Raw genomic sequence first — 12967 nt, forward strand, 5'->3', positions numbered from 1 at the left:
ATATGTCTATTTTATTGCAACAAAAAAATGTTGGTGACTACTCTTATATGAGTAGCCCCAACATTTATTATAGAGCCAGGATTTACTGCATATGAGTGACAGCTCTTTGTTATGTAAAAAGAGCCATTCTATGAAAATAATTTATGCCAACCCTGCCATCGATCGCATGACCTAACCGCCTGGCAACACTGGCAATGGATACCCCCGCAAACAGCAACAACGATGCATGGGTATGTCGTAATCCGTGAACAGAAATAACGGGAATCCCTAAGTCCTTACAATATCTCTCTAACCTATCATTTACCGTTGAATTGTACACAGGGCCTTTCACAAAGATTGGTTTGTCCTCTGGCAAATCTCTGATTAATTCAGAAAATTTAATAATCGTTTGCCAATCCAATTGAATCTTTCGCACAGAAGACTTATTTTTCGTAGGCAAAAATCCACCAGTCCCTTTGTAATCCCAAGTTTTATTCACAATCAGTGATTGATGTGAAAAATCAAAGTCTTTTGGCGTCAATGCTAACGCTTCTGAAAAACGCATGCCTGTCTTGGCAATAATAAAAATAAACCAGTCCCAATTTACTTCCGGCGTAAGATGTAAATGTACCAGCAACGTGTGCAACTCGAACTAATTTAAATACTTAATCTTCTTTTCTCTCGGGGCCTTTCCCTTAATGATTGCTTTTCGTGTCGGATCCCGATCAATGAAGCCCTCATCCACCGCATCCAGTACAGCTGCCTTCAATTGATGGTGAAAGTCCATCGTTGTTTGTCGTTCATGATACACTGCATAATCGTTTAATAATTGTTGATAGGTAATTCGATTTAACTCTGAAAGTTGTAAGTCAGGCACCAATTTCTGTAACCATACCAACGTAATCTCGTACTTCTTCATGGTTACCTCTCGAATAGCCCCTTCCTTGTACATCCGAATCCACCGTTCATAATACTTGCAAAATAATTCCGATCCTTCCTCAGCCTTTACCATATTCACACCTCTTCATTTACATGACAACATAGAAATGGCTCTTATACATATCTTACTCGTATATTTCAAAAAAAGCATATAGGGAGTTATATGATATCTATCCTGTATTATGAAAGATTGGGGAATACTTACGCTGATGAAGGGTGATGAGGTTGTCAAGTTTTTTAAAGAAGTGGCCTATAACATCTTGCTCTTTATATTCAGTATAGGGAATATACAAGTCAGATATTATTTTTTTATTTAATCCACCTCTTGTTCCATCACCTGATGATTCTTTTCGCAATTCATCATATCGACTATCGAGATTTTGAAATACAAACTCTGTATTGAGTGAATTATCTAACTCTATAGCTGCTATTGATTGATTTGTTGTCAACTCTACTTCATTAATGGCAACTGTTCCTCTAGTTTTTCCTTGCCCAGCCAATGCAATTAAAATTGAGTTCTTCTTCACCCATCTTGCGCTAGATTGTTCTAATCCCAATTTAGAGATCCTATCTTCTGTTTTAGAAATCCTTTTTTTATTGATTTCGCCAGATGACATCCACGGAATCTCTTTAGGGCTCCAATACTCTAATATTCTTGTGCTAGGGGTTCCGCCTGTTATTATAACCGAGTATTCCCCCAACTTACGCTGTTCCCAAGTATTGGTATGGAAGCAAAAAAAGAAAGCCGATACACAATCATCAGCTTTCATTCCTAAATTATACCATACCTAATAAAACTATAGATAGCACAATACTATCTACTGTAATATTCCACTCCCTTTTCGTTTCTTCCACAAAGTAGCACTAACAGCCAACATTCACTATTAGTGCTAGTTTTTGTGAGTAATATAAAACCTATATATATCATAAATTCAAAAACGATACAACTAGGTCTGACCCATTGTATTGCTTTATTCTTGAAAATAAGTTTTATAGATATATAAATAAAAGAATCTAATTCTTACTATTTATAGTAATGCATTAGCCCGTCCAATCTCTTTTATTTGCTCCACTGTTAATTTTGTAAGGCGAGCAATCATTTCTAGCGACAACTTTTCTTGCAACATCTGAATGACAACTTCAGCTTTACCTTGAGCAAGTCCTTCTGCAATGCCCTCGGCCATCCCCTCTTTCCAATATTTATAATGATCCATAGATAACATCGAGTATTCCTCCTTCCACGCTTCACAATGCTTGACCTCATATACAGCATCATCAATATCTCGCAGCAACTCATCTGTTGCTTCCTGTCCATCAATGTAGTCTAAAAACGCTTGCAACGGTTTTGACACATCATTTTGCGTTCCCTTTGTACTTAAAAATAACTTTGTGGCACCATCGTTTAAGGCAATATCATGGTCTTCGATACAAACGTTTTTGAAGGTATACTTATGACGATTGCCAGTAAACACTGGGAATGTACAAATAAAAATTACATAGGAATCATTTAATGTCGTATACTTCTGACCTTTTTGAATATGATACATATCTAAAATACTTTGATAAAACCGTGTACGTTTTACAAGTTCTTCCATGTCCTTGCTAGTTTGCATTTCAATGTTAAATACCGTTCCTTTATCATCATTTACAAACACATCAAGACGCACACTTTTAGAATCCCACCGTACATCAAGATTTTTTTCTTCATGAATATATACAATATCTTTAATCGAAATATCTAACAACCGTTCTAATACAGCCTTACAAATGTGCTTCTTTAACATCACTTTTTGAAAGATAAAATTGTCTTGGAACGTCAGTTCATCAAATGACTTAATGTACATGGAATACCTTCCTTTCCTAAATTATACCATACCTAATAAAACTATAGATAGCACAATACTATCTACTAGAAGTATTCCATATCTTTTTTATTTTTCCCATAAAATAGCACTAACAGTCAACGTTCACTGTCAGTGCTAGTTTTTACACATCACCTTTTTTATATTTTAAACCCTACGCTATACTTAATATATTAAAAGAGAGCCTTAACGTATTGTTAGCGTTAGGATTATCTCACACACACGAAATAAAAAGCCTAATGTATTGAAATTTGCGAAAACTCTTTTCGTTAGGCATTTTCATTTAACTATTTCACAAGCAAAAACGATGCGACCAGCCCTCACTAGTCGCATCATTTCCCTATTATCTACCTGCTTTACTGTCAACATAGCATTCATTAATCATACTCAACAAGTATTGCTACTCTCAACTATGTTCTCTGAAAGTTACAGTTTCACTCCCAACAGTGCTAACTGTTCTGCTATTTCTTTTTCCAATGCTGCAATATCACGGTTATCTTGTTCAATCATGCGATTGATTTCATCAATATCCAGTTCTTCCTCTTCTTCAAAGGTGTCCACGTAACGAGGGATATTCAAGTTATAGTCATTCTTCTTGATTTCCTCTAGGCTCGCCACATGTGCGTATTTCTCTACATCCACACGGTTGCGGTAGGTGTCGATAATCTTAGCAATATTCTCTTCACTCAAGTTATTTTGGTTTTTCCCTTTTTCAAACTCGTTGCTAGCATCGATAAACAACACATCACGATTCGTGCGGTTCTTTTTAAACACTAAAATCGTGGTAGGAATGCTCGTGCCATAGAACAAGTTCGCTGGCAATCCAATGAGTACATCTAAATAATTTTTCTCGATGAGGGTCTCCCGAATTTTACCTTCCGCTGCGCCACGGAATAGCACACCATGTGGCAATACGATGGCCATCGTTCCTTCTGTATTCAAATGGTACAAGCTATGCAAGATGAAAGCATACTCTGCTTTAGATGCCGGCACCAACTTGCCATAATCACTGAAACGAGGGTCTTTCAATTTACTTTCATTGTTATCCCATTTCGCAGAGTACGGAGGATTAGCCACCACCGCATCAAAGGATCTGTAACTCCAGTTCAGCCTTATTAATAATCTCCATTCTCGTATTTTCTTCTTTTGATAACCGTATTCCCATATCTGTTAATCCTTTTATATCTAACTCAGATAATAGGTTCATATATAATTGTCTATCACTTTTATTAATAATAATAGGAGCAATCCCTTGTTGCAGACAAGAATGAACCATTAAGGCACGCCCAGTTCTTCCATTGCCATCAGAAAACGGATGTATTCGTTCAAATCGCAAATGTTGCTCCATAATAACTTTTATTTTCTCTTCCATAGTATTAGAGAGATTAAGTCTATATTCTAACGTATCACACCAGTTTTTTAATTCTGATTGCACTAAATAAGGTTCTGTAGTTGTAAAATCAGCCCCTATGATTATATTATGAATCGTTTTAAATGCTCCTGCATCTTCTCTAATATCTTGTAATAAATAACTATGAGTATCTTTTATTAGTTCAATGGTAATTTCCTTGGAATAATTATCTGTTAAAAATCCCATATATTTCTTATAGTTTTTGACTTCATAAAATTCACACTCATTCATCGCTCTAGGAATGATACCATCTAATAAAATACATTTAGCTTCATATTGTGTCAGTGTATTCCCTTCAATAGCGGTACTATGGTGAGCCATTCTAACTAGCATATCATCCGCATAACTACATGAAAGTTTCAAGCTAATCATCTCCTTAATCAACGCAGTTTATACACCCGTATTACGTACTCCTCTGTAGTATTAGAAGTTCCTACACTCATATTACGCTTCTCTCTATTGTATTAGCATGTTTACAGCTCTTACACTAGATGGTTTCATCTGTTTTAGACATCCACAATTTTTCAATTCCCAATCCAATAGCCACGCTTAGTGCAATGGCGCAGATTTCAAATATGGACGGTGTAATATATACTAATGGGCTACCTGTGAAAGCTGGCAATGCTTTCCCTGCCCAGACTTTCACAATATCTGGAATGTATCCACCGAACAGGATATGGGCATTGGTTGCCACCCACCACACTGCCATCACTACGATAGCCGTCACACGAGGCCATAACGCTGTGCGACGTGGGTATAAATATAGGACCATACTACCAATAGTGGTGAGCATCATGAACATTAGCCCAATAGATAGGCTAGCAACTAACCCTATAATGCTCTGTTGGTCTAACGACGCTTGAACAATGGGATTATTAAGATTTAGATACAGAACATCCCCTAAAAATAGCATTGGCAATGGCAACGCATAGGTAGAAATATTTAGGACTGTATCGATAAAGTAATGACGTTCTTTACGTGCCATCCAGCAATCTAATAGTTTTGCTGTGCCGATCATAAGTGCCACCACAACTAACATGGTTAATACCCAGACTAGCATGATATAGATAGGCTCTTTTGGCAAGGCAAACGGCAATACACCATTACCAAAGAAAAAGAATAGATTCCACCAAAGCCAAGAATATGTATAATGCCCTTTCCCTAAGTGAAAGTCAAATTGTCCTGCCAGTCTTGGCACCGCTTTCAGACCCAAAGGAATCCCCAAGGAGGCAATGACAAACATAATAATGCTAGATGTGTCGAACTGCCCTAAGCTAAATACTAAGCTTAGCGGAATAATCCAGAGCATGGACCAACTATAAAATTTTATATAACTTCTCATATTACACCTCTGTATTCTTTCCACCTGCTAATGCCAACACTAATGACAAGGTTACTTGGCAATACATGATGACAGCAAACACCACATCACGACCGATAGTCGATAAGTTCCACAACCAAGATAAATCCAAATTGTTGAACACTAGGAATGTACCACCTTGTACAAGTGCCCAAGCTATTACATACACACAAATCGGTATTCTGCGAGCCTTAGGACCAAATCCACTTTCACTAGAGCGTAAGTAAAAGACAGGAATAAACAGGGATAATACTCCATAGCTCACCCCTGCCACCATGGCGCTCATCCCCGTATGAATCGTATAAGCCCCTAGAGGAATCAATATAAAAAATATACTCATATACATCGTGCGTTGCACTACATCTTGTATGGTTGACATATAATTTCCTTTCTATACCAAAATTATTTCATCGATTTTTTCTATGCATAATCGCTGTATCTAACAGCTTTTTCTTCCTTTCCTCTATATATAGCTTATAAAAATCTTTTTGCTCTACTCTTATCAGTTCAATCGATTCAATCAAAGCAAAAATCTCCTCCATATCAATTTTTTGTACAATAGATTCTAAAGAATGCTCTAATTGCTTATTAGGATATTCTGTTAATACCTCAAACATATTTGCCTTTTTCCCATCTATTGTCACTGCAGAGTTAGGAAATCTATAAATTCTTTCATTTAATAAGTCCGCATCATTTAGTATAGCCTTCAATAATTCTATACTGGCAGATGGTAATAATGTGGATCCACAATCATATACAGGAGCTAACTTCCAAATATGCGTACTTTTATTTACCAAAAATCCCCAATTACCATTGTGTCTATCAAAATTCCCTACTAAACTATCTACAACAAACATATCCCAAAAGCGTTCTTCCACTTGCACAGGGTCAATTCTATCTTGCTCATAAATACAAAACAGTATATCAGATAAATCTTTGCTATAGCCACTACTTTCACTGGTAATCACAGTATTTTTTAAAGATGCAAAATCTCTAAACTCTTCATCATCTGCAACAAAGTCTTTACAGGCAACAACAATTTTAGTCTTATTCGCCCTTTGATAGATACCTAACTCCGTTTGTTGCGCAGGAATTGATAATAAATTATATATACTACTAGAAATGTGCTCATTGACACATCCATGTGTATATGAAAGCTCATCCCTATTCTTTGATACTGGGGGAAACTTCAATAAATACTGTTCCTCATCAATGTAAATCCCTAATTTATTACCATTTGCTCCACCATAAGTTTTAAAAGTGTTAATTCTACAACCAGTAAAGTCTCGCATATTATCACCAAATATATTTTTCTCTTAAATAATTTGCCTCATCAATTGATATTTCATAATTATGTTGAGCGATATTGATAGATCCATAGAGTTCATCTAGCCATACATCAATATAATCACCATTTTCCAGAGCCTTTTTCAGACCTTGTATATCATTATATAAATAAGCAGGCAACAATTCTTCATTAATCATACAACTATGCTCCTTACTTAAATTAATATTATCTCTTCCTATAGTATAACAAACATCCGCCATCTTATAAATACATATACAGTTTCGATTTTACAAACAAAAAAGCATCCTTACGGATGCTTTTTGTGTGTTACGCTACAACTGCTTCTACTTCGATGCAGTCATCGTTTGTTGTTTTAGGTTTTTCCAATAATGGAGTCATGCTATACATACCCACACCTAGTGTGAACAAGTTGTGAATCCATGCAGTGGAGCTTGGAGGCATTACACCTAATACACCCAACCCTACAAGGCCACCATTCACGCCTACGATGGAGTTATAGTTAATTTTAATACGATCCATTAATTTCATGGAGATACGACGTAAGTCAACAATAGCAGTTAAGTTATCACTGGACACTGTGACATTGGCAATTTTTTGTGCAATTGGTGCACCTTCATTCATACCAATGCCTACATGCGCTTCAGATAACGCCAAGGAATCGTTGATACCGTCCCCTACCATCATCACTGTGTAGCCTTCTTCTTTTGCTTTACGCACGTAATCAGCTTTGTCAGTTGGCATAACTTCTGCATGAACTTCGTCAATACCAATTTCCGCTGCAACGCGTTCAGCATTTTTACGGCTATCGCCAGTCATCATAACGATTTTCTTAACACCTAACTCATGAAGTTCGCGGATAACAGTTTTCGCTTCTTCACGCACTGGGTCTTTAATACAAATAACCGCAGATAGGACGTTAGAAATCGCTAAGTATAGATAGGAACAACCTTCTGGAAGATTTTCAAATTTAGCTTCTTCTCCAGCTGGAATTGTTGTTTTTTCATCTTCAAAAATGAAGTGATGGCTACCGATACGCACTTTGCGGTTACCCACTTTGGATGCAATGCCATGTGCCACAACATATTCTACTTTGGAGTGCATTTCTTTATGTGGTAAATGATGATCTTGCGCCGCTGTCACTACTGCTTTCGCCATGGAATGAGGGAAATGCTCTTCCAAGCAAGCTGCTAATGTCAACATGTCATCTGCATCATTACCATTGAAAGGAATGATTTCTTGGAATACAGGTTCTGCTTTAGTTAAGGTACCTGTTTTATCGAAAACGATCATATCTGCTTCTGCAATGCGTTCCAAGAATTTACCACCTTTAACAGTGATACCACGGTTACTTGCTTCTTGCATAGCGGATAACACTGCCAATGGAATGGACAATTTCAATGCGCAGGAGAAATCTACCATAACGAAAGATAAGGCTTTCATCAAGTTGCGAGTTAAAGCAAAAGTAGCAAAAGCACCTAAGAAACTCACCGGTACTAATTTATCTGCCATACGGTATGCTTTTTGTTCCATACCAGATTTCATTTGTTCAGATTCTTCAATCAAGTTTACGATTTGTTCGAAACGAGTGTGTTTACATGTAGTGCGTACTTCAAAGGAACATTGACCTTCTTCTACAACAGTACCTGCATACACAGAAGTACCTGCATCACGACGAACTGGTTCAGGTTCCCCAGTCATGGAGCTTTCATTCACAAGAACTACGCCATCCACAACTTGGCCGTCCAATGGCACCACTTCACCTTGACGAACTACAACTACGTCACCCACTTGTACTTCACCGATTGGTTTGCTCACTTCTACGCCGTCTACAAGAACCCAAACTTTGTCTACGTTCAAGGACATGCTTTCCGCAAGGTTAAGCACGGATTTACGTAATGTCCATTCTTCCAAGATTTCGCCGATGCCTAATAAGTACATCACAGCGCCCGCTGTGGAGTAATCTTTTTGCAATAATGCGGCACCGATAGCTACGCCATCTAATACTTCTACGGTCAATTTGCGTTTCCACAATGTTTTGATCGCTGTACCGATGAACTTGATACCATCGAACCAAGACCATGCTGCTGCAATAGGTGCTGGTAACACGATTTTTTTACCGATATAAAGCAATGTTTTATCGATCATTTCTTCTTTGTAACGCTTGTTGACAAGGCGAGGTGAAAGTTCATGCAATGCTGGTGCATTGGCTAAATCCAAATCGTTAAGTCCGAATAAAGCAGCTTTCACCGCATTTTCATCACCAGTATGCTTGATGATGATGTCCCCAGAACGAGTGTAGAAGTTCGCTTTGGTAATGGCTTCACAGGCCATCAATGTATCTTCGATATATTGAGCCTGTGCGTCATTAAACTTACGTCCCTCAATACGTACATGAAGACGACGGGACAAGCGTTGCAACATTTTAAATTGCATCATGGATTATTTTCCTTCTGTTAACACTTCTTCGTCACGAGTTTCGTTGATTTCTTGTGCTTCAGCTAAAATGCTGTCTGTGGAAGCTTGCAATTTTTCAGTTGTTTTTAAGATGCTGTCTTTTGCACGAAGGCCAGCTGCAACTACATTAGCGTATACTTTGCGAGCATCTTTAGAAGTTAATACTTTTACACCTACTGTGCCTAAAGCTAAACCAGCTGCGAATACATTAGCATCTCTTAAAGTTTCTTTTTTTACGTTGAACATTGTTAGTTCCTTTCTGTGATCTCCGTCACATTAATACATGAAAATATATTAAAATTAATAATTATAAAGATAAGAGGGGCCCGTGTTATCGGAGTCCCTCTTACCATACTTATGGTATCGAATTAGTTACTTTTGATCTTGTTCTTCGTGACCACCACAGCCACAGCCGCATCCTGATTCGGATTCAGAAGAGGAACCACATCCTCCACCACATCCGCCGCCACAACCGCCTGCGCTTGTTGCGCTTTTATATACTCGGTATGCAACATAGAGAACAGCTAGTAAACCAATTGCGTATACAATAACACTATCCATAGTATACACTATCTCCTTCTCATTTTCAAGTACTTTTTGAAAATTATTTTGCGAACACAACAAACTGCATAATATCAATGAATTTTTGAAATAAAACTTTTCTCAATCTCAATTATATTGTTTGTTTACTATCAATATTGATTAGCCCAAACCTAAAGCACGTCCAAGATGAACTGCAATGTACGCACCCACCCAAGCTAGGATACTAGTGTAAGCAAATACGGCACCGAACCATTTCCAGGAGTCAGTTTCACGTTTTAATACAGCCATAGTCGCCAAGCATGGTAAATATAGCAAGGCGAATACCATCAAGCCTAAACCGATGGCTGGGTTGAAGTCTGGATCAGTAGACAAGAATTCTTCCAAGGATTTAGAATCTGCATCACTTGCTTCGATCGCGTAAATAGTACCTAATGTACTTACCATTACTTCTTTCGCTGCTACTGCGGCTATTACGGCAATGTTCACACGCCAGTTAAATCCAAGTGGTTCCATTACAGGTTGAATAAAACGTCCTAATTCAGCTGCATAGGATTGTTCAATTTTTTCTTTACCTTGTTGAAGATCTAATTCTTTGATTTCATCTTCTTCTGCTTTATGGTTTACATATAAAGCCCAAGCCACTGGATATAACTCTTCAGCTTTTAATTCTTCAAAGTATGCAGGTTCTTCTGCAGCTTCTTCTTGAGTTGCTTCTTCTGCTGTAGCTTCTTCCTCTTCAGCTGGCGGGTCATCTTTATGCTCTTCGTCTAAGGCAAGCATTTGACCTAAGATATCATTCGCCTCTGCTTGTTGTTCTTCTGTTACCAACATAGCATTCACTAAAATCTCATCTGCCATCTGAGCATGTGTCATTGTCACTTGTTCACGAGCTGCATCATAGTCTTGAGAGTATTCTACATCTTGTGGGAAGGATGTTAAGAACCAAATAAGGATGGATGCTGCCAAGATGAATGTACCTGCTTTTTTAAGGTACATCACGGAACGTTCCCACATATGAATGCCTACAGAACGAAGTGTTGGCATATGGTATGGAGGCATTTCCATTACGAATGGTTCTGCTTCACCTTTAAATACATACGTACGAAGTACTTTTGCAGTTACAACAGCTACGACGATACCCAATGTATAGATACCTAACAAGATCGTTGGTGCATCTTCTGGTGGGAAGAATGCTGATGCTAATAATGTATATACTGGTAAACGAGCACTACAACTCATAAATGGAGATACTAAGATCGTAATCATACGGTCTCTTGGGTTATCAAGGATACGAGCACCCATGATGGATGGTACGTTACAACCAAAGCCCAATAACATAGGGATGAAAGATTTACCATGTAAACCTACACCACGCATCACGCGGTCGATAACGAAAGCCGCACGAGCCATGTAACCAGTATCTTCTAAGAAAGAAATAGATACGAATAATAGAACGATGTGTGGGATAAAGCTAATAACAGCCCCTACACCACCGATGATACCGTCATTCAATAAAGATTTTAACAAGCCATCTTCAAGATTAGCTCCGATGAAATCTGTTAATAATTTGAAAGCACTTTCCAACCATCCTTTAGGATATTCAGCTATGTTGATAACTAAGTAGAACATAACCCACATGATGCATAAGAAGATAGGAATCCCTAACCAACGATTCGTTAAGATTTTATCGATGTTGTCGGATTTGGTATCTTTATGTTCAGGCACTACTTCTAGCACGCCGTTGAATACCTCTACTGCAAAACGGTGACGGTATTCTTGGAACACGATATCCATATCAACAGATTTGTTCAATTCTGTGCGCAATGCTTCTGCTTTGCTAAGCACCACACCAGATTTGTCTAATTCTTGTACTTTTTCTAAGATATCTGTATCTTGTTCTAACAATTTGATAGCTACCCAACGATGTGGATAACGACCAGTGTCAAGTTTTGCTACTTCTGCTTCTAATTCTGCGATAGCTGGCTCTAATACTTCGCCATAGTTAACGCGAACATTAGGGATTTTGCGTTCTTTAGATACTTTCACAATGCCACGTAGTGCATCTTCTGTACCTTTATTAACACGGCCGATAGTTTCTACTACTGTGGAACCTGTTAATTCTTCTAATTTTTTATTATTGAACTGTAAACCCATTTCTTTTGCCACGTCTACCATGTTCAAAACAAGTAGCAATGGTTGTTCTAGTTCAATTAATTGTGCTGTTAAGTACAGGTTACGTTCTAGATTGGACGCATCCACTACATTGGCAATCAATTCTGGATTTTCATTGATGATAACGTTACGTGCTGCCAATTCATCGAGAGAACGTGCTGTTAAGGAGTACGTACCTGGTAAGTCGATGATTTCAATGTCATGACCATCAATTTTCGTTTCCCCAACTTTTTTCTCTACTGTAACACCTGCGTAGTTACCTACGTGTTGACGGGATCCCGTCATATTGTTAAAAATACTTGTTTTACCACAGTTAGGGTTACCCGCTAAAGCAACCTGAATCTTGGTATGTGTGTTGTCTGCCATCTTAGCAATTCTCCTTATTGGACTTCAATTTCGATCATTTGTGCTTCACTTACGCGTAGTGATAATTCGAAGTTTTTCACTTTGATTTCCACTGGGTCTGCTAATGGCGCATACTTCATAACGCGCACAGCCGTTCCTGGTACAACACCCATGTCCACCAAGCGATGCTTAATGTTGCCAAATCCATTGATAGCTACAACAGTACCAACTTCACCGGGCTTCATCTCGGATAATTTCTTAACCATAGTACACCTCCTACATACAAAACATAACAACCAAACCTATCATATATAATTATATGAGTAATACTTATATTATAGCACATTATAAAATATTATCAATAATGAATCTCGTTTTATTTTTATCGTTTTGTGAAATTATAAATCTATTTTTATCAAGTGTATTTTGTGCAAACAATCTATTTATCAATAGTATATTAATCATGCCTTTTTATTATTCTCAATTTTTCTTTTTAATTAATAATGATATGTAAGGTATATATTTCTCATTATCTATAACTAAAAATAATTCTACAAATACTTATAAAGAATACCTATTTGGAGCTAATACCC

At 37.6% G+C, this 12967-nt stretch carries 15 protein-coding genes; all 15 read right to left on the minus strand.

Translation table 11 applies throughout. The features are described from left to right. Window positions 1-109: 109 nt before the first annotated feature. Entirely contained in the window at window positions 110-616 is a 507-nt protein-coding gene (locus tag EO121_RS08785; protein ID WP_240629412.1) for a site-specific integrase, read from the minus strand. Between the two features lie 15 nt (window positions 617-631). Further along, the gene (locus EO121_RS08790) at window positions 632-991 is read right to left on the minus strand and encodes a phage integrase SAM-like domain-containing protein (protein WP_240629413.1); all 360 of its coding nucleotides are present in this window, start codon (window positions 989-991) and stop codon (window positions 632-634) included. 97 nt (window positions 992-1088) lie between these two features. Further along, entirely contained in the window at window positions 1089-1688 is a 600-nt protein-coding gene (locus tag EO121_RS07705; RefSeq protein ID WP_127167227.1) for a restriction endonuclease subunit S, read from the minus strand. Between the two features lie 258 nt (window positions 1689-1946). Further along, window positions 1947-2762, minus strand: coding sequence for an Rpn family recombination-promoting nuclease/putative transposase (locus EO121_RS07710; protein WP_127167229.1), 816 nt, complete (start codon window positions 2760-2762; stop codon window positions 1947-1949). Between the two features lie 444 nt (window positions 2763-3206). Further along, a complete protein-coding gene (locus EO121_RS07715; RefSeq protein WP_240629414.1) occupies window positions 3207-3860 on the minus strand; it encodes an N-6 DNA methylase in 654 nt (217 codons plus the stop codon). Window positions 3861-3864: 4 nt separating this feature from the next. Further along, a complete protein-coding gene (locus EO121_RS07720) occupies window positions 3865-4563 on the minus strand; it encodes a Fic family protein (protein ID WP_127167231.1) in 699 nt (232 codons plus the stop codon). Between the two features lie 115 nt (window positions 4564-4678). After that, window positions 4679-5500: a hypothetical protein gene (locus EO121_RS07725; protein WP_164725896.1), complete on the minus strand. Its 822-nt coding sequence runs from the start codon at window positions 5498-5500 to the stop codon at window positions 4679-4681. A 34-nt stretch (window positions 5501-5534) separates the two neighbouring features. Beyond that, complete coding sequence (locus EO121_RS07730) at window positions 5535-5930, minus strand: hypothetical protein (RefSeq protein WP_127167235.1); 396 nt, start codon at window positions 5928-5930, stop codon at window positions 5535-5537. Window positions 5931-5958: 28 nt separating this feature from the next. Further along, window positions 5959-6843 (minus strand): HipA domain-containing protein, encoded by an 885-nt coding sequence (locus EO121_RS07735; protein ID WP_127167237.1) that lies wholly within the window; start codon window positions 6841-6843, stop codon window positions 5959-5961. Window positions 6844-6847: 4 nt separating this feature from the next. Beyond that, window positions 6848-7036 (minus strand): hypothetical protein, encoded by a 189-nt coding sequence (locus EO121_RS07740; RefSeq protein WP_127167239.1) that lies wholly within the window; start codon window positions 7034-7036, stop codon window positions 6848-6850. Between the two features lie 130 nt (window positions 7037-7166). Then, a complete protein-coding gene (locus tag EO121_RS07745; RefSeq protein ID WP_127167241.1) occupies window positions 7167-9296 on the minus strand; it encodes a heavy metal translocating P-type ATPase in 2130 nt (709 codons plus the stop codon). 3 nt (window positions 9297-9299) lie between these two features. Further along, the gene (locus EO121_RS07750; RefSeq protein ID WP_127010883.1) at window positions 9300-9560 is read right to left on the minus strand and encodes a DUF6110 family protein; all 261 of its coding nucleotides are present in this window, start codon (window positions 9558-9560) and stop codon (window positions 9300-9302) included. Between the two features lie 126 nt (window positions 9561-9686). After that, the gene (locus EO121_RS07755; RefSeq protein ID WP_127010884.1) at window positions 9687-9875 is read right to left on the minus strand and encodes a FeoB-associated Cys-rich membrane protein; all 189 of its coding nucleotides are present in this window, start codon (window positions 9873-9875) and stop codon (window positions 9687-9689) included. 141 nt (window positions 9876-10016) lie between these two features. Further along, entirely contained in the window at window positions 10017-12395 is a 2379-nt protein-coding gene (gene feoB, locus EO121_RS07760; RefSeq protein WP_127167243.1) for a ferrous iron transport protein B, read from the minus strand. Between the two features lie 14 nt (window positions 12396-12409). Continuing rightward, the gene (locus EO121_RS07765; RefSeq protein ID WP_127010886.1) at window positions 12410-12640 is read right to left on the minus strand and encodes a FeoA family protein; all 231 of its coding nucleotides are present in this window, start codon (window positions 12638-12640) and stop codon (window positions 12410-12412) included. Between the last annotated feature and the right edge of the window lie 327 nt (window positions 12641-12967).

This window comes from Veillonella sp. CHU732, from assembly GCF_003992085.1.
Lineage (GTDB): Bacteria > Bacillota > Negativicutes > Veillonellales > Veillonellaceae > F0422.

Bases quoted from the DNA above. Each gene is read 5' to 3' on its own strand.
- feoB (WP_127167243.1), bottom strand. From the start codon at position 12,395: ATGGCAGACAACACACATACCAAGATTCAGGTTGCTTTAGCGGGTAAC.
- EO121_RS07730 (WP_127167235.1), bottom strand. From the start codon at position 5,930: ATGTCAACCATACAAGATGTAGTGCAACGCACGATGTATATGAGTATA.
- EO121_RS07740 (WP_127167239.1), bottom strand. From the start codon at position 7,036: ATGATTAATGAAGAATTGTTGCCTGCTTATTTATATAATGATATACAA.
- EO121_RS07710 (WP_127167229.1), bottom strand. From the start codon at position 2,762: ATGTACATTAAGTCATTTGATGAACTGACGTTCCAAGACAATTTTATC.
- EO121_RS07720 (WP_127167231.1), bottom strand. From the start codon at position 4,563: ATGATTAGCTTGAAACTTTCATGTAGTTATGCGGATGATATGCTAGTT.
- EO121_RS07750 (WP_127010883.1), bottom strand. From the start codon at position 9,560: ATGTTCAACGTAAAAAAAGAAACTTTAAGAGATGCTAATGTATTCGCA.
- EO121_RS07725 (WP_164725896.1), bottom strand. From the start codon at position 5,500: ATGCTCTGGATTATTCCGCTAAGCTTAGTATTTAGCTTAGGGCAGTTC.
- EO121_RS07765 (WP_127010886.1), bottom strand. From the start codon at position 12,640: ATGGTTAAGAAATTATCCGAGATGAAGCCCGGTGAAGTTGGTACTGTT.
- EO121_RS07755 (WP_127010884.1), bottom strand. From the start codon at position 9,875: ATGGATAGTGTTATTGTATACGCAATTGGTTTACTAGCTGTTCTCTAT.
- EO121_RS07745 (WP_127167241.1), bottom strand. From the start codon at position 9,296: ATGATGCAATTTAAAATGTTGCAACGCTTGTCCCGTCGTCTTCATGTA.
- EO121_RS07705 (WP_127167227.1), bottom strand. From the start codon at position 1,688: ATGAAAGCTGATGATTGTGTATCGGCTTTCTTTTTTTGCTTCCATACC.
- EO121_RS08790 (WP_240629413.1), bottom strand. From the start codon at position 991: ATGGTAAAGGCTGAGGAAGGATCGGAATTATTTTGCAAGTATTATGAA.
- EO121_RS07735 (WP_127167237.1), bottom strand. From the start codon at position 6,843: ATGCGAGACTTTACTGGTTGTAGAATTAACACTTTTAAAACTTATGGT.